The organism is Cryobacterium sp. PAMC25264, assembly GCF_019443325.1.
In the GTDB taxonomy this organism is placed as follows: domain Bacteria; phylum Actinomycetota; class Actinomycetes; order Actinomycetales; family Microbacteriaceae; genus Cryobacterium.
Map to the genome: position 1 here is coordinate 357,128 of NZ_CP080383.1, position 15,916 is coordinate 373,043.

The window sequence follows — 15,916 nt, forward strand, 5'->3', positions numbered from 1 at the left end:
AAACCCCGGCGACTCGTTTGTCAATACCCCCGCCGTACGGATTCTCAGAGAGCCTGAGAATCAGGACAGCATCACCCCACAGGAGGAAATGAAGATGAGCAGCAAAGCGGAACAGATCCTGGCGGGCCTCGGGGGATCCGGCAACATCGTCGAGATCGAGGCCTGCATTACCCGCCTACGAACCGAAGTCACTGACCCCGCCCTTGTGGATGAGGCAGTGCTCAAGGCGGCGGGTGCCCACGGGGTATTCCGGTCGGGGACGATCATTCAGGTCATCGTCGGCCCCGAGGCGGACAACCTCGCGGAAGACATAGAGGACATTCTGTGAGCTCGTTCTCACCAGTGGTCGTGCTTGCACCCGTTCCCGGTCGAGCCGTGGCTATCGAGGAAGTCCCGGACCCTACCTTCGCCCAGTCGATCGTGGGCCCGGGCGCGGCAATCGACCCGCCGCGCGGCATCGTGGATGCCATCGCACCGATTAGCGGCAAGCTCCTCAAAGTATTCCCCCACGCGTATGTCATCCTCTCCCCTTGCGGGCTCGGCGTGCTGGTTCACCTCGGCATCGACACTGTCCAATTACATGGTGAGGGGTTCACACTCCGCGCAGCCCAGGGAGACACTGTCACCGCAGGCGACGTCATCGTCACATATGACGTGGCCGCCGTAGCGGCAACCGGGCGCAATCCGATCGTGCCGGTAATCGTTCTGGAAAGAAAGGCCGAAGACATCACATTGGCGGACGCCGTCGCCGCTGAAGCCGAGCTCGCGTCGGGCGACGCTTTTCTGACGGTCCACGTCTGACAGACACGGCCGAGCTTTCAATTAGACCCACAACCTCGGCCTCGATTTTTGCCATTGCCGTCTACTTTGTAGATGTATTCGTAAGGGCAAACAACGGCGGTGATTATGTCTCGAAACCCTAGGGAGACAAGACGTCTCATCGCCGCCGTACCGGCGTTGCATTATGTTGCGGCGCTGCGCGGGACGATGATTCTCTCAACTATGTCTCGTAAGTTGGGGGCTGATTTCAGGTATCCGTCGTTAGTTCTGCGACACCCAAAATCGGTTGGTCCGCTTGAGATGTCACCGAGGTGGTGTTCCCGAGGGCTTCGCGCCAGTTCGTCCGATAAGTGCCTCCCGTGGCGTTGTCAGTCGGTTCTCATGCTGAGGTAGCGGTAGACGGTGGCACGGCTGGTGCCGATGATCTTCCCAATGTCAGCTGGTTTCAGGCCTTGTGCCTTCAGGTCACGGGCGCGTTTGACGTTGCCATGATCGGCGGTGACTTCGCGCCGTCCGGCTTTCCGCCCGTGGGAGGCCGCCACGGCCATGCCAGCGCGGGTGCGTTCGGAAAGTTGGTCGCGTTCCAGCTGTGCGAACGCGGAGATGATGGTGACCATGGCCCGGGCCATGGCGCCGCCGAGTTCGCTGTCCGGGTCGGTAACGATGCCGTCACGCAGGGAGCGGAACTTGATGCCGCGCTCGGTGAAGCCGTCCAGCAGTTCCAGGAGGTGGCGGGTGTTGCGTCCGAGCCGGTCGAGCTTCCACACGACAACTTCGTCGCCTCGGCTGAGGCGCTCGAGCATTTTGTCCAAGTCGGGACGACTTGTCGTGGTCCCGCTGACCCCCTGGTCGCGGTAGATGCGTTCGCAGCCGGCGGCTTCAAGTTCCCGGATTTGCATCTCGGTGTTCTGGTCTGCCGTGCTCACCCGGGCATACCCAAGTCTCGTCATGTCGCTCGTCTTTCCGCTATCTCGTCAAAGGACGTGTTGACGTGTTCTTGAGAATCTCAGCGTGAGACACGTTGTTGAGACAGGTTGGGAGGTTGACACGCCGTAAATATTCGGGGTGGTGGGGGAGTGGGGCTTGTTCTCGTCAAAGGAACCTTTGATGAGACCAAGTTATTCGGCTGAGGGGTGCTGGCCATGATTGTGGGTGGGGCCTGTACGTTCAACTCAGTGGTCTGGTGTCAGGCGGTGGTCCGGTCTGCTGGAGTCAGCGTTGAAGCTTCCGAAGATGGGGTCCCACTCAACAATGGTGAGGTCGCTGATCTGACCGTGGATGTCGTAGGGGTCGTCGGCGACGATTTGCTCGGCTTCGTGACGGTCTTGCGCGACGAGAACGAGGATGGCTTGCTTCTGCTCGGTGCCGATGAGCGGTCCGGATGCGCGGAGCTTGCCGTCGTGGAGGAGCTTCATTAGGTATTGCACGTGAGCGTCGAGATGTTCGGCCCATCCTTCCTTGTCAGGGTGCGTGAAGGTGGCGATGTAGAGGGTCATGATTTTCCTTCGGTGATTCTGGTCAGTGTGCGGATTGGACGTGGTGCGGTCGTAGAGGTGGGTGACGAGCCATCCCACGGCGACTCCGACGATGGCGGTGATGCCGCAGAAGATGAGAGCCCTGCCAAGCCTGGATTCGAGGGCGCCGCTGAGGTAGAGCGTTGATGGGACTGCTGTCGGATTGATTGAACCGCAGGGTTTGTTGTTTTCAAGCCGCGTGAGCGGCTGGTTCAATCATCTCAAACTCGATTGGGGGTGAGCTGTCCGGGTCACCGGAGGCCCGGGCTGCGTGCTGCGCAGCCCGGTCCGTGGCCACTTTCGAGGCTCCCTACACGGGTCGAGTGCCTTGGAAAGCTTTAGTTTTCCGAGGCGCTCACCGCATGAAGACGAGGACTCTGATCCGGTCTAACTCGCTGTGGCCCGGCTTGGAAAAAGCGATAGCGGGCAAGTCGGTCACGAGGTCCCGCGTGAAGGCTCTGATCCTTTCAGGAACGGTCGAGCTGCCGAGGGACGTTCAAGGCCCGCCGCTGTCGCGGCGGGCCTTGAACCATTGGTCCTTTGCCTTCTTACGGTTAGCGTCCGAAGATCTACTCCTGCTGTGCAAAATCCTTCACGTAAGACAGAACGACAACCTCATCGCCGGCTGATTCGCATTCTTTCCACCCGCTTATGGAGTTGCCCTCCACGAGCAGCAGCGCCTCAAGTTCGTCGCTCGGCATAATGTAGCCGCGAGACGGCTCGATCGATTCACCAATGTTCACCTCACCGTTCGCCAGTCTCACAACGTTGGGTTGCGTGTCCGCCAGCTGCGTGCCAACTGGCCACACAGCGAGGCGTGACGTCTCCGTCTCAGAATCGATGATGACGACGCATCCTCCGGCGACCCCGACACGGCCTTCAATGTCGTACGGCTTGCCTTCAGGAAGGACGGTCCCTGAAGTGACTGTAGTGACTTGGTCAGTAGCAGGATTAGTACTCGCTTGGTCAGTACCAGGATCAGTGCTGTCAAGGTCTGGCGCAGCCGAGCTGCAGCCGGCCAAGACGACTGCGACCGCAAGTATCGCCGCCGCATTACAGGCCTTCTGCATTATCCGACCCATAGGCTGACACCAAGTCGGTTGAGAGCGTTCGGCAGGGTGCTGAAGACAGATCCTCCGTCAACCGCCCCCGAGTGGATACCGTAGGCCACCTGATAGCGATACCAAGGGCCACCGCTGTCGCCTGGTTCGGTGATGTGCTCTGCCGTCCCGCGCAGTGGGCCGACTCGATAGTAGGCATTTCCATCCGGAATCCAGGCGCTGTAATACACATCCTGTTTAGCGACCACCTTGGTGCAGTCATCCGTGTTTCTTCCATACACGCAAATCGAAGTGCCGGTAGCGGCGTTAGCGGCCTGGGTAAATGCGCGGGTAGTGCCGCCGATATACGTTCTGCCTGAGAGCATGTACTTGCTCCAGTTCCAACGGAAGTCACCGCCATTGCCCACGTCGGTGGTTAGCAGCGATCCGGGATAGGGGCTGTTGAAGGCATTGGCGACACCGTCATAAGTCCCGGTTCCTGGACAATGTCCTGCCGTGAGCAGTCCTAACTCCGCACCCCCGTTTCTCTTGATCGGAAACGCAGTCGTGCATCCGCCAAGCGACAGGCCGCCGTTAGAAGCTTCAGTGGAGATCAAGTCCTCATTGGAAGATTCAACGTTGACACCAAAATTCGGAGGCAGGATTTCATCAGCCGTCAGCGACTCTTCTACCTGCACGCCTCTCGACGCTTCATTGCCAGCTTCGTTGCCCGATTCGGAACCGAATCGAATTTCAAAAGTCTGAGTTGCGCCTTCCCGGAACACAACCACCTGGTCGAAGCCACCCCGGAAGGTCTCGGCTTGCCTCAGGAGGTCCGATGCTGAGGTATCAACTTCAACGGCCGAATACCCCATGTTCTCCTGGATGGTCACACTCGTTAGCTTGTCCAGGAGAGGCATGGCGCCCTCCGGCGTAGCCGACCTGAAACCGATCCAACCTGATACGGAATCATCGTTAATTACTGCTTCGGCGAAATCCTCAGGAAAGGCTACCGCGAGCTCGGTGGTTGCTACGTTGAAATCTGATTGCCAGATTCCAACCTCGTCTTCGACGTCCAGACCTGCTGATTCACCCTTCGACTCTTCGGTATGCACGCTCGCGGATTGCGACGCGGCAGCGGCGGGAGACTGAACGACCGGAATTCCCACCAGCGGAACTGCTAAAACCATTGCTGCAGTAACTATAAAACTTGTGACCCTTGACTTCACTTTCCCCCCAAATGTTGCATTTGGGGGCAGCTTGGCAGTATCAGCGGCGAATGTCCACGTATCCCACCTAACGGATAGGCGACAATCGTCTATACCCAGCATCAACGAACACAAAAGCCAAAACTAACCCCCACCTTCGAGTCGTGGCTTGTTCCGCGCATGCGTGCACAGCTCTCGATTTTAGGACGGCTCCCCGAAGGGCGTCGAGCGGCTCCCGCTTTTCGCAGGTTAGGCGGCCATACGCCTTGGTGATGGCGGGACTGCCCCCGGTTTGGTTGACTCCTAACCTGTGGAGATTCGTCTTCGCTGGAAGGATGTCATCATGCCCAAGCCCTACCCACCGGAGTTCCGACGCGATGTTGTCGCGGTCGCCCGGAAGCACGAAGCGCCGCTGAATCAGATCGCGAAGGACTTCGGGATCTCGGAGTCCTGCCTGGCGAACTGGCTGAAGAAAGCCGACGTCGAGGAAGGCGTCAAGCCGGGCGTGACCGAGAAGGAATCCGCCGAACTGCGGGATGCGAAGAAGCGCATCCGGCTCCTCGAGCAGGAAGCCGAGGTCATGCGCCGGGCCGTCGCCTATCTTTCCCGGGACGTCAACCCAAAATGATCTACCCGCTGGTCCGTGAACTGGCCGTCGACGGTGTCCCCGTCACGGTGACCTGCCGGGTTTTGCGCTTCTCCAAACAAGCGTTCTACCAATGGAAGCGCGACCCCATCTCCCAGCGCGACTGGGACGACGCCCACCTCACCAACGCCGCCTGGGATATCCACCGAGACGACCCCGCGTTCGGCTACCGGTTCATCTCCGACGAGCTCGGCCAGGCCGGCCTCACCGCGGGTGAGAACCGGGTCTGGCGGCTGTGCTCGCAGCAACGGCTCTGGTCCGTGTTCGCGAAGAAACGCGGCCTCACCCGCAAGGCCGGCCCTCCCGTCCACGACGACCACGTCAAACGGAAATTCACCGCGACACGCCCGAACCAGCTCTGGCTCACCGACATCACCGAGCACCGCACCGACGAGGGCAAGATCTACCTCTGCGCGATCAAAGACGTCTACTCGAACAAGATCGTTGGCTACTCGATCGACTCGAGGATGAAGGCGTCCCTGGCCGTCGCAGCCGCCCGGAACGCGATCGGCCAGCGCACCATCGACGGCACGATTTTGCATTCCGATCGCGGGTCTCAATTCCGGTCCAACGCCTTCATCCGGGTGCTGAAGAACAACGGCATCACCGGGTCGATGGGCCGCGTCGGCGCGTGCGGCGACAACGCCGCGATGGAGTCGTTCTTCGCCCTGCTGCAGAAGAACGTCCTGGACCGTCAGCGGTGGTCAACCCGGGAGGAACTGCGGCTCGCGATGGTGGTCTGGATCGAGCGGACCTACCACCGCAAGCGCCGCCAACGCCGCCTCGGTAAGCTCACCCCGATCGAGTTTGAGACAATAAACGTGGCCCTCAAAGCCGCCTGAAACCACTAACCCTTTGAGTCAACTGAACTCGGGGCAGTCCCGGCCCCCAGAACCTGCGCACCCACGAATTCCCCTCCGACGTAGACGGTTCTTCACCCTCGACGACAACTGCGTCAACGTCGCACGATCTCAACGCCGCGGCACTTCCGCCAGGTGGCACTACGGCGCCGGTACCTGTGAATGGTCAGTGCGCTCACCCGATGGTGAGGATTCTCGCCAGTGGCCTAGCTGTACTGCGCCACAAAACAATCACAGAACGCCGCCACAAAGCGCCAACAATCACACACCGGACCGCCCGAAACTTCGCGGCTGGGATTAGAGCTGCGGAAGTTCGACTGAGTGTCCTAGAAAGCTTTACCTTTCTGAGATGCTTCAGAGTCAAAAGTTGACTGTCCGAATCACCCGTTCGCTGTCTCGCGATCTGACGGATAGAAGCCCAGAGCAATGGGACCCGGCCAACCTTCGCCGAGTCCCATTGGTCACGTCCCTGTGAGTGGTGTGGTTTCCCGCTCTTGAGCGTTGCTTCGTTAACGTGAAGAGCCACCGTGTGGCTATGGCGGCTTTAGTGGTAACCACCAGGGCGATCTAAGCGGGACCCACTTCGGCTGTTTCGGGGTAGCTGGGGCAATTTAGGCCGGACCCACCTTCACCGTTGCCGCAACGTGTTTTCGTTGCTCAGGGTGGAGGTTTCGGATGGAGTCTCGGGTGGAGTTGTTTGCGCGGATCCGGTGGGATGCGCGCGTGGAGGGCCTCTCGTTCAGGGAGCTGGCTCGAAGACACGGCGTGGGACGACCGACGGTGCGGCAGGCCCTTATGCAGGCGGAACCGCCGGCCCGGAAACCGCGGGTCCGGACGGCGCCTCGGTTGGACGTGTTCAAGGCGGCGATCGACGAGATGCTTCGCTAAGACCTGGATACCCCTCGCAAGCAGCACCACACCGCAAGGCGGGTCTTCGCTCGTCTGGCCGAGGAGCACGCCGCGGCGGAGCTGTCATATTCGACGGTCCGTGACTACGTCCGTCGACGCCGCCCGGAGATCGATGTCGAGGCGGGCAGGCTGCCAGAGGTATTCATCCCGCAAGAGCACGCCCCAGGCGCGGAGGCGGAGGTCGATTTCGGTGAGGTTTGGGTGGTGTTGGCTGGGGTGACGCTCAACAGCAGTCGTCGTGCTCGACCTCACGCTCACCAGTCAACGCCGACACCGGGATTTTGCAAGCCTCTCCGCGCCAGGCCTCGAGGCCTTCGCGGGCGGCGAAGACCACGATCACCAGCGCCGCGACCGAGTCCGCCCACGCCCACCCGAACAGGATGTTCAGCAGCAATCCGACGAGGAGGGCGGCAGAGAGATAGGAGCAGATCAAGGTTTGCTTCGAATCCGCAATCGCGGACGCCGAGCCCAGTTCCCGGCCGGCACGTCGTTCCGCAAAACTCAGGAACGGCATTACCGCCAGGCTGACCGCAGCCAAGACGACTCCGACCGAGCTGTGATCTGCCTCTCGCACACCGAGCAACGACAATCCTGCGTCGATGGTCACATAGACGGCGAGGGCGAAAAACGACCAGGCAATGATTCGGAGGGCCGTCTTTTCGCGCTTCTCGGGGTCGGGGGCAGCGAACTGCCATGCCACAGCGGCCGCGGAGAGAACCTCGACGATGGAGTCCAGACCGAATCCGATCAGAGCAGCCGATGATGCGGCGCTTCCGGCCGAGATTGCGATGATGGCCTCGACGACGTTATAGGCAATCGTCGCCGCGACGATCCACCTGATCCTCCGCCGCAACTGCAGCTTCCGCGCCTGCCGGATCTCGTCTTGTTGGACCTCGTCGACACGTCCCGGCACTGGGTCGCTCATGCGCCACTCCCGCAACACAGCGGCACATCGCACGCCTCATCCAGGCACTCAGCTCCGTCATCGACCGCGAGAACAACGTCTACCAAAGCGACAAGCGCACGGGTCACATGCGGATCCGCGATCTCATACCGGGTCGAGCGGCCCTCGGGAACGGCTGCCACGATCCCGCAGCCTCGCAGGCAGGACAGATGATTGGACACGTTCGATCGCGTCAACTCCAACTCGCGCGCCAGAACGCCCGGATATCCAGGGCCATCCAGCAGCGAGAGCAGGATTCTGGATCTTGACGGGTCGGCCATCGCCCTGCCCAAACGGTTCATCACGTCCACCCGCGAAGCAATAGTCAGCATCCACTGACGTTACATCGCCTACTGACCAATCGCAACGGCGCCGACGGCGAGTGGGTCCGGCCTAAACTGTCCCAGACACCCCGAAACAACCGAAGTGGGTCCCGCTTAGATTGCCCGGGTGGGTCCCAAATAACTTGACATAGTCAACCCCACGTTCACGTCAGCTGAACCCGTCGTACCCCTTCGGCGCTGACTCGCGGCGTAGGGAAAGCGTATAGATCATCGGATACGGCGCATGCGTTCTGTGTAGAGCTCTCGAGCGGTGAGGCTTCGGGAGGACGCTGGTGAGGTGAATAGTGCGCGAACGGTCAGTTCGGGAATCTTGCTCAACCGGTGGCTCTCCCCGGTCGTTGATGGGCGATGTCGGTGGGGAAGTTACACCGTCGCGGTGGGGCGGTACGGCAGCGTCGCCTACAGGCTCGTGGTTTACCCGCCTGGGATATCGGCGAGACAACGGCGATGGGTGCGGCTCTGGCGCGGCTGGCCGATACTGGGCCTCGTGTGCGTTCTGGGCGCGTTCATGATGATGGCTGAGGCCGGCGCCTCAATACTTGTCATCCTGACCGGCTCCACCGCGTTTTATGCGCTCGGGGCTGTGGCCGTGGTCCGTGGGGCTGGCCCGGTCCGGAAACAGGTCATCGAGCTGACGGCGGCCAGATCCACCCTTGTGCCCGATTCCCGCCACACCCGCGAATGTAGATACTTGGCGTCCCTGGCCGCGACACTGGCGACCGCGGACCATGCGCTGGAGGAAGGACTGTCAACGCCGGCGGAACACGAGATGGTGTGGTCTGCCATCTACTCGAATGCCGAGCATCACCTGGCCCCGGCCCGAACCGTCAAGTAGCCACCAGTTCCAGGAGGGACGAAGCTGGTGGCTGGGGAATTAGCAGTAGGTGGCGGCAGCTGTCTGCTGAATTTGTTGTTCGGCTACGTCCCGCCAGGGCAATACCAGGTACGGGTCGAAGGGGCTGAGCGAAGCACGCTGGTTGATGCGTTCTGCGAGTAGCCCAGGTTGGGCGCAGTCCGCGACGAGCAGCACCGTGACGGTCACGTAGGCTCCGCAGACCCGTTCTAGGTGCGCGTGGGTGCGTTCGGCAAACCCGTCGGCGATGTCGAGCACCGCGCTCTCATGCAGGTGCGGTGGCTCGGCGATTACGAAGATGACGTGCTTGAGGTGGGGCAACCACTCGCATTGTCGCTGGGTAGACAGGATCTCTCGTCGCAGACGGGACTTTAGCCCTCGGGCCGTGAGCGCGGCATCTGCGCTGGTATCGATCCCTGTCGCCACCGCCCGGATTGCTCGCCGCCGGAAGGGGCGCCCGGGTTGCGGACGGGACGCGAGCACGTTTGGCAGCTGTGACAAGGTGTGAAGAGCAGCCATTGTGTCGCCACGGAGGACGATCGTCGGCGCGGTGACCGGCGGCATCTCCAGCTCGGCGTTGAGGCTCATTTCAAGCACGCGTGGCTGAACGGGAGATCATCCGGCTCGTCGGGCCACTCATCCTTGAGATGACCCGGAAAGCTGACGTGGCGACGGACGTCGCTGAGAGGGACGGCACCTTCACACGGTACGGCGATCAAATCACCGACAACGACATCGGCCGGCAGCCAGACCCACTGCATATCCTCCTTGGGACGGGGCCGCAGTTGCATGCGCTTGAGGTGGGCGACACTGCGGCGACCGACCACGCGGGCGGCGGACAGGATCGGGCGGCAACGCTCCAGCTCGGCGTCGACCCACACGACGAGGCGCCGGTGTGAATCGGTAAAACCTGTCTCCTCCACCCGGGTCAGCAGAACGGTGATGAATCGTCGTGGCGACGTCGAGTGCCGCTCGCCGGCGTCGGGTGCCGTGCCGATTCGTACCGCGGGAGTCTGGTCGTGGCTGGTGCCCAGTAGAGGGACCCCATTGATGATGAGGTCGTCCTTAGTGTGAACGGTTCCATCCGGCCAGCAGCCGGCGTCGGCTGGTCGGTGCGTCAGGGTTGACCTGGCCAGGATGCTGGACATGAGAGTCATGAGTGCTCCTCCATGGTTTTGTGGTGGATTGTGGGATGGGTCACGCGAGCTGCTCTAACCAGGTGAGTTCAGCGGCGATGTCTTCGAGGTCTACACAAGTGTTGGTCAGTACCGCTGGTCGAGCACGGATGTCCCGGAGTGCGACGACCCCGGTGCACGGGATGGCGAGCAGGTCGCCTTCGCGGAGATCGTCGGGCAGTTCCATCACGGCGCGCCCGATGCTGGGCGTTTCATGGGATTCGCCGGAGAGCAGAATAGCTTCGGTGCTCTTGACTGTGGAGGCCCGCCCGATGAGTCGGGTCTCTCGCCAGGTGGCGTTGACGGCATCCAGGCACGCATCGATGAGGACAACCCGTGCCGCATCGAAGTTCTTCATCACCGCAGTGACTTGCACAACGACCACGGCGGCGTCCTGGTAGGGCGATCTGCGCCCGTGCGTACCGGGGATGACAGCGGCTGCGGTGTGCACACAGGGTGTCTGACACACCTCGACGAGCCGGGTCATCGAGACACCGCACACGATGACGTCGGTTGTGGTGACTTGAGAGGACTCCGGCCACGCATCGATGCTGAGGGGGTCGGAGATCGAGCGGCGGAGGGAGGGCATGATCGCGGTGAGAGTCATGAACGCGCGGCCGTGCGTCGGTCGCTCGGTTTAAGAGGCTCCGATGTGCTGCTGTCAGGTGTTGTCATAGTTCAGTCCTACGGGCTCGTTGACGGGAAAACTCTCTCTCTAACGGAACGCATGCGGTTTTCTCACTGAATCGAACGGAACCGTTACGGGGCGGCCGAGCGCGGTTGCGTCCACGCGCGAACCGGGGTACTGGGCGAGGCCAATCAGCGTGGGATGAGAAGGGGTGTAGGGATCCCGTTAGGTTCGGGCGATTCGCCGTTTGGATTCTGTTAGGGCTGGGATTTCGCCGGGACCGGAGGTGTCTAATCGGATGTCGTGCCGCTGCGGCATCCATGTCCCGCTCTCGGGTCGTGTGGTCCTTCTCCAGATGGAGTTACTTGTGCTTGACATTGTTACGTGCTCGGCGTCATCGCCGTGTTCGCGCTTGTCGGCGTCATCGGCTGGGGGGTCGAGAAGCTGTGAACTTCTTTGACCTGCTTGCCGCGGCGTTGGCCGTTGCCGCTGTGGTGTACCTCGTGGTCGCCCTCGTGAAACCGGAGCGATTCTAGATGGACGTTTTCTTCGCGATTCTCCAGGTAGCGACCCTGGTACTCATACTCGCCCTGCTCTATCGTCCCCTGGGCGACTACATGGCCCGCATCTATACCTCCAGAAAAGACCTGAGAGTTGAACGCGGCTTCTATCGCGTCATCGGGGTGGATTCCAGCGTCGAACAGACGTGGAAGTCATACCTTCGCGGTGTTCTCGCGTTCTCTGTCGTAGGCGTGCTTCTCGTGTATCTCCTGCAGCGCATCCAAACCGTCCTTCCTTACTCTTTAGGACTCCCTGCGGTTCCGGAAGGGCTGTCGTTCAACACCGCAGCATCGTTTGTAACGAACACGAACTGGCAGTCGTACTCGCCCGATGTGACGATGGGCTACACCGTACAGATGGCCGGCTTGGCGGTGCAGAACTTTGTCTCCGCGGCTGTGGGTATCACGATCGCCGTTGCGCTGATCCGCGGTTTCACGAAACGAGAGTCGTCTACCATCGGAAACTTCTGGGTCGACCTGACCCGCGGGATCGTGCGGCTGCTCTTGCCTCTGGCTGTAGGCGGGGCCCTGGTCCTGATCGTGAGCGGAGTGATCCAGAACTTCAACGGTTTCACTGAGATCACCACCCTCAGCGGCGGGTTGCAAAACGTGCCCGGTGGCCCGGTCGCGTCGCAGGAAGTCATTAAGAACCTCGGCACTAACGGTGGCGGTTTCTTCAACGCCAACGCGTCACACCCCTTCGAGAACCCCAACGCCTGGACGAGCCTGGTTCAGAACGTCTTGATGCTGATGATCCCGTTCGCCCTCCCGCGCACTTTCGGTCGCATGGTCGGCAACCATAAACAGGGCTACGCGATCCTCGCCGTCATGGCATCGATCTACATTGCCTCATTCACCGCCCTCACCCTGCTTGAGCTCAACGGTGCCGGAACAGCGCCGGAGCTTGCCGGTGGTGCTATGGAGGGTAAGGAACAACGGTTCGGCATCTTCGCTTCCACCCTGTTCACCTCAACGAGCACCCTGACGTCGACAGGTGCGGTCAACTCGATGCACGACTCCAACACTGCACTCGGTGGAATGATGCCGATGCTCAACATGATGCTCGGCGAGGTCGCCCCAGGCGGCGTTGGCTCTGGCCTTTACGGGATGCTGGTCCTAGCGATCATCGCGGTCTTCGTCGGCGGACTGCTGGTCGGCCGTACTCCCGAGTACCTGGGTAAGAAGATCGGGCCGAAAGAGATCAAACTCGCAAGCCTCTACATCCTGGTTGTTCCCACCATCGTGCTGATGGGCACAGCATTGAGTTTCGCGATCCCCGCAGTGCGGGCAGACGTGGAATCAACGTCGATCTGGAACCCCGGCATCCATGGGCTCTCCGAGGTGCTTTACGCATTCACCTCCGCGGCCAACAACAACGGATCTGCATTCGCCGGGCTCACCGCGAACACTCCCTGGCTGAATACAGCCCTCGGTGTTGCGATGCTTCTCGGCCGGTTCATCCCGATCGTGTTGGTGCTCGCCTTGGCCGGTTCCCTCGCCTCCCAGGACAAAGTGCCGGCGACCGCAGGAACTCTGCCCACGCACCGGCCCCAGTTCGTGGGTCTTCTTATCGGCGTGACGCTGATCATCACTGCTCTCACATATTTCCCCGTACTCGCGCTGGGTCCCCTAGCGGAAGGGCTGCAGTAACTATGTCCACCACAACCACAACCACTACGGCGCCGCACACACCTGACGCCATACGCGCCCCGAGATCGCAAAGCGCCTTCAGCGCCGAGCAAATGATCGCTGCCGTACCCGGAGCATTTAGAAAGCTCGATCCTCGCCAGATGTGGCGCAACCCCGTCATGTTTATCGTGGAGGTTGGTGCAGCGTTCACGACGGTGCTCGCCGTCGCCGAACCATTCCTGGGCGGCCCGGAATCCTCGGGCGGTTCCGCCGTGCCGGCGTCCTTCACCTGGGGCATCGCCGTGTGGCTGTGGCTGACCGTGCTCTTCGCCAATCTGGCCGAGTCCGTCGCCGAGGGTCGCGGCAAGGCGCAGGCAGACAGCCTGCGCAAGACCCGCACCAGCACGACCGCCCACACGGTCACTGGGTACAACCCCCATGGTGATCCCGCCGCAACGACAACGCCCACCCGGGAGGTGTCCTCCGCGGATCTGCAGCTCGGGGACGTGGTTGTCGTCGTCGCCGGCGATCTGATACCGGGCGATGGCGACATCATCTGGGGAATCGCCTCGGTCGACGAATCAGCCATCACCGGCGAATCTGCTCCGGTGGTTCGCGAATCCGGTGGTGACCGCAGCGCCGTGACCGGAGGCACAAGGGTGCTTTCCGACCGCATCATTGTGAAGATCACCAGCAAGCCTGGCGAGACATTCGTGGACAGGATGATTGGCCTTGTCGAAGGCGCGTCCCGCCAGAAGACACCCAACGAGATCGCCCTGAACATTCTCCTGGCCAGCCTCACGATCATCTTCGTCATCGTCACGCTGACCCTGAATCCGATCGCGTCGTACTCTGCGGCGACAGTCAGCCTCCCGGTCTTGGTCGCCCTTTTGGTCTGTCTGATCCCCACCACCATCGGCGCGCTGCTTTCCGCGATCGGCATCGCAGGAATGGACCGGCTCGTGCAGCACAACGTTCTGGCCATGTCCGGGCGCGCCGTTGAAGCCGCAGGCGACGTCACGACGCTGCTGCTGGACAAGACCGGAACCATCACCTACGGCAACCGGCGCGCATCCGAATTCGTCACCCTCGAGGGAGTCCACGCCGACGAGCTCATCCGCACGGCTGCACTCTCTTCGCTGGCTGACCCGACACCGGAAGGTAAGTCGGTGGTCGACCTGGCCGGGGTAGAAGGGATCCACGTGGGCGAATTCGCGCCCGGTGACATCGTCCCCTTCACCGCACAAACTCGGATGAGCGGACTCGATCAGCCCGACGGTACCCAGATCCGCAAGGGCGCCGGCTCCGCCGTCATCGCCTGGATCGAACAGGATGGCCGGGTGGCCAGTTCCGTCCTGGCTGATCTGGACGACCACGTGGAGCGCATCGCCAACAGCGGTGGCACCCCGCTCGTCGTTGCGGTGAAGTCCGCCACCGGCGAAGGCCGTATTCTCGGTGTCGTTCACCTCAAAGACATCGTCAAGGAGGGCCTGAAGGAACGCTTCGCCGAGATGCGCGCTATGGGCATTCGCACGGTGATGATCACCGGCGATAACCCGCTGACAGCTAAAGCGATCGCAGCCGAAGCGGGCGTGGACGACTTCCTCGCCGAGGCCACCCCTGAAGACAAGCTCGCTCTGATCCGCCGCGAACAGCAGGGCGGCAACCTTGTCGCCATGACCGGTGACGGCACTAACGACGCCCCAGCGCTCGCGCAGGCGGACGTCGGCGTGGCGATGAACACGGGAACCTCAGCCGCAAAAGAAGCCGGCAACATGGTCGACCTTGACTCGGACCCGAGCAAGTTGATTGACATCGTGAGAATCGGAAAGCAGCTGTTGATCACCCGTGGGGCGCTCACCACGTTCTCCATCGCCAACGACATCGCCAAGTACTTCGCCATCATCCCCGCCATGTTCATGGGGGTCTTCCCCGGCCTGGCAGTGCTGAACATCATGGGTTTGCATTCCCCATCCTCGGCCGTGCTCTCAGCGATCATCTTCAACGCCATCGTCATCGTCGTCTTGATCCCGTTGGCTCTGCGCGGGGTGAAGTACCGTCCGCTGAGTGCGTCCAAGATCCTCAGCCGCAACCTCCTCGTTTACGGCGTCGGCGGCGTCATCGCGCCCTTCATCGGAATCAAGCTGATCGATATTATCGTCGGCTTGCTTCCCGGCTTCTAAACCCGTGCTCCATATCAGAAAGAAGATCTCATTATGAGCGCACCACGCTCGGGTATCGCGCATTACTGGGTCGCCCTCCGCGCCATGCTCGTCTTGACCGTCGCCCTCGGAGTGGCCTACCCGCTCGTCGTCACCGGGATCGGGCAGGTCGCCCTCCCGGCCCAGGCAAACGGATCCATCGAAACCGTGGACGGTGACCCCGTGGGATCTGCCCTGATCGGGCAGTCCTTCTCCGACGCCGAAGGGAACCCGCTTCCCGAATGGTTCCAGCCCCGCCCATCGGCTGCCGGAGACGGCTACGACGCCGGTGCCTCCAGCGGATCTAACTACGGGCCAGAGAACGCTGACCTGATCGCCGCGATCAAGGAACGCAAGGCGCAGATCGCCGAGTTCAACGGCGTCAGCCCTGACGACATCCCCGCGGATGCCCTCACGGCGTCATCATCCGGTCTGGACCCGCACATCAGCCCGGAGTATGCCCTACTCCAGGTCGACCGGATCGCAGCGGCACGGGATCTCTCCGCGGATGACGTTCGCGCACTGGTCGAGGAGCACATTCAGGCCCGAGACCTGGGCTACCTCGGCGAGCCGACAGTGAACGTGCTGCAGCTAAACATCGCTCTCGAAGCCCTGCAGGCTTAGCG

General features: G+C 61.6%; 17 protein-coding genes and 1 pseudogene. 9 read left to right on the forward strand and 9 right to left on the reverse strand.

Features of this window, described 5'->3' with window-relative positions; genetic code table 11:
* Positions 1–70 precede the first annotated feature (70 nt).
* Together KY500_RS01605 and KY500_RS01610 are read left to right on the forward strand one after the other, a co-directional pair.
* Positions 71–328, forward strand: a complete 258-nt coding sequence (locus tag KY500_RS01605) for a glucose PTS transporter subunit EIIB (RefSeq protein ID WP_255579899.1) — start codon at positions 71–73, stop codon at positions 326–328.
* A complete protein-coding gene (locus KY500_RS01610) occupies positions 325–801 on the forward strand; it encodes a PTS glucose transporter subunit IIA (protein WP_219902071.1) in 477 nt (158 codons plus the stop codon). The genes KY500_RS01605 and KY500_RS01610 overlap by 4 nt, the downstream gene beginning before the upstream one ends.
* A 347-nt stretch (positions 802–1,148) precedes the next feature.
* Here KY500_RS01610 and KY500_RS01615 read toward each other — a convergent pair whose 3' ends face one another.
* From KY500_RS01615 to KY500_RS01630, 4 genes are all read right to left on the reverse strand, one after another.
* On the reverse strand, positions 1,149–1,730 hold the full coding sequence (locus tag KY500_RS01615) for a recombinase family protein (RefSeq protein ID WP_219902072.1): 582 nt from the start codon (positions 1,728–1,730) through the stop codon (positions 1,149–1,151).
* Positions 1,731–1,952: 222 nt separating this feature from the next.
* The gene (locus KY500_RS01620; protein ID WP_219902073.1) at positions 1,953–2,510 is read right to left on the reverse strand and encodes a YciI family protein; all 558 of its coding nucleotides are present in this window, start codon (positions 2,508–2,510) and stop codon (positions 1,953–1,955) included.
* 353 nt (positions 2,511–2,863) lie between these two features.
* Positions 2,864–3,364 (reverse strand): hypothetical protein, encoded by a 501-nt coding sequence (locus KY500_RS01625; RefSeq protein WP_219902074.1) that lies wholly within the window; start codon positions 3,362–3,364, stop codon positions 2,864–2,866.
* Positions 3,364–4,524, reverse strand: coding sequence for a S1 family peptidase (locus KY500_RS01630; protein WP_219902075.1), 1,161 nt, complete (start codon positions 4,522–4,524; stop codon positions 3,364–3,366). Before KY500_RS01630 ends, KY500_RS01625 begins: the two co-directional genes overlap by 1 nt.
* 361 nt (positions 4,525–4,885) lie before the next feature.
* Here KY500_RS01630 and KY500_RS01635 point away from each other — a divergent pair.
* Together KY500_RS01635 and KY500_RS01640 are read left to right on the forward strand one after the other, a co-directional pair.
* Positions 4,886–6,030 (forward strand): IS3 family transposase gene (locus KY500_RS01635; protein ID WP_219902076.1). Its coding sequence is split into 2 segments (ribosomal slippage): positions 4,886–5,165 and positions 5,165–6,030, totalling 1,146 coding nucleotides; the frame shifts between segments, so codons are not numbered across the junction.
* 693 nt (positions 6,031–6,723) lie between these two features.
* Positions 6,724–7,176: pseudogene (locus KY500_RS01640) on the forward strand (IS21 family transposase); the annotation flags it as partial.
* A 4-nt stretch (positions 7,177–7,180) separates the two neighbouring features.
* Here KY500_RS01640 and KY500_RS01645 read toward each other — a convergent pair.
* Positions 7,181–7,882 carry a cation transporter gene (locus tag KY500_RS01645; RefSeq protein ID WP_219902077.1) on the reverse strand — a complete coding sequence of 234 codons (702 nt, stop codon included), beginning with the start codon at positions 7,880–7,882 and terminating at the stop codon, positions 7,181–7,183.
* On the reverse strand, positions 7,879–8,232 hold the full coding sequence (locus tag KY500_RS01650; protein WP_219902078.1) for a helix-turn-helix transcriptional regulator: 354 nt from the start codon (positions 8,230–8,232) through the stop codon (positions 7,879–7,881). Before KY500_RS01650 ends, KY500_RS01645 begins: the two co-directional genes overlap by 4 nt.
* Positions 8,233–8,521: 289 nt before the next feature.
* On the opposite strand from KY500_RS01650, the gene KY500_RS19685 reads away from it, so the two are divergent.
* Positions 8,522–9,079 (forward strand): DUF6611 family protein, encoded by a 558-nt coding sequence (locus KY500_RS19685; protein ID WP_370626920.1) that lies wholly within the window; start codon positions 8,522–8,524, stop codon positions 9,077–9,079.
* Positions 9,080–9,118: 39 nt separating this feature from the next.
* Here KY500_RS19685 and KY500_RS01660 read toward each other — a convergent pair whose 3' ends face one another.
* The 3 genes from KY500_RS01660 to KY500_RS01670 are packed head-to-tail and all read right to left on the reverse strand — an operon-like array spanning position 9,119 to position 10,879.
* Positions 9,119–9,685, reverse strand: a complete 567-nt coding sequence (locus KY500_RS01660) for a hypothetical protein (protein WP_219902080.1) — start codon at positions 9,683–9,685, stop codon at positions 9,119–9,121.
* Positions 9,682–10,254, reverse strand: coding sequence for a hypothetical protein (locus KY500_RS01665; RefSeq protein ID WP_219902081.1), 573 nt, complete (start codon positions 10,252–10,254; stop codon positions 9,682–9,684). The genes KY500_RS01660 and KY500_RS01665 overlap by 4 nt, the downstream gene beginning before the upstream one ends.
* A 40-nt stretch (positions 10,255–10,294) precedes the next feature.
* On the reverse strand, positions 10,295–10,879 hold the full coding sequence (locus tag KY500_RS01670) for a hypothetical protein (protein ID WP_219902082.1): 585 nt from the start codon (positions 10,877–10,879) through the stop codon (positions 10,295–10,297).
* A gap of 467 nt (positions 10,880–11,346) precedes the next feature.
* Between KY500_RS01670 and KY500_RS01675 the strand changes: the two genes are divergently transcribed.
* The 4 genes from KY500_RS01675 to kdpC are packed head-to-tail and all read left to right on the forward strand — an operon-like array spanning position 11,347 to position 15,914.
* A complete protein-coding gene (locus KY500_RS01675) occupies positions 11,347–11,436 on the forward strand; it encodes a potassium-transporting ATPase subunit F (RefSeq protein WP_219902083.1) in 90 nt (29 codons plus the stop codon).
* Entirely contained in the window at positions 11,437–13,110 is a 1,674-nt protein-coding gene (gene kdpA, locus KY500_RS01680) for a potassium-transporting ATPase subunit KdpA (RefSeq protein WP_219902084.1), read from the forward strand. It abuts the gene before it with no gap.
* A 2-nt stretch (positions 13,111–13,112) separates the two neighbouring features.
* Positions 13,113–15,272 carry a potassium-transporting ATPase subunit KdpB gene (gene kdpB, locus KY500_RS01685; RefSeq protein WP_219902085.1) on the forward strand — a complete coding sequence of 720 codons (2,160 nt, stop codon included), beginning with the start codon at positions 13,113–13,115 and terminating at the stop codon, positions 15,270–15,272.
* A gap of 33 nt (positions 15,273–15,305) precedes the next feature.
* Entirely contained in the window at positions 15,306–15,914 is a 609-nt protein-coding gene (gene kdpC / locus KY500_RS01690; RefSeq protein ID WP_219902086.1) for a potassium-transporting ATPase subunit KdpC, read from the forward strand.
* Positions 15,915–15,916 lie beyond the last annotated feature (2 nt).

Coding starts and splice junctions, on each gene's coding strand:
- KY500_RS01615 (WP_219902072.1), bottom strand. CDS start 1,730: ATGACGAGACTTGGGTATGCCCGGGTGAGCACGGCAGACCAGAACACC.
- KY500_RS01625 (WP_219902074.1), bottom strand. CDS start 3,364: ATGCAGAAGGCCTGTAATGCGGCGGCGATACTTGCGGTCGCAGTCGTC.
- KY500_RS01630 (WP_219902075.1), bottom strand. CDS start 4,524: ATGGTTTTAGCAGTTCCGCTGGTGGGAATTCCGGTCGTTCAGTCTCCC.
- KY500_RS01645 (WP_219902077.1), bottom strand. CDS start 7,882: ATGAGCGACCCAGTGCCGGGACGTGTCGACGAGGTCCAACAAGACGAG.
- KY500_RS01650 (WP_219902078.1), bottom strand. CDS start 8,232: ATGCTGACTATTGCTTCGCGGGTGGACGTGATGAACCGTTTGGGCAGG.
- KY500_RS01660 (WP_219902080.1), bottom strand. CDS start 9,685: ATGAGCCTCAACGCCGAGCTGGAGATGCCGCCGGTCACCGCGCCGACG.
- KY500_RS01665 (WP_219902081.1), bottom strand. CDS start 10,254: ATGACTCTCATGTCCAGCATCCTGGCCAGGTCAACCCTGACGCACCGA.
- KY500_RS01670 (WP_219902082.1), bottom strand. CDS start 10,879: ATGACTCTCACCGCGATCATGCCCTCCCTCCGCCGCTCGATCTCCGAC.
- kdpA (WP_219902084.1), top strand. CDS start 11,437: ATGGACGTTTTCTTCGCGATTCTCCAGGTAGCGACCCTGGTACTCATA.
- kdpB (WP_219902085.1), top strand. CDS start 13,113: ATGTCCACCACAACCACAACCACTACGGCGCCGCACACACCTGACGCC.
- kdpC (WP_219902086.1), top strand. CDS start 15,306: ATGAGCGCACCACGCTCGGGTATCGCGCATTACTGGGTCGCCCTCCGC.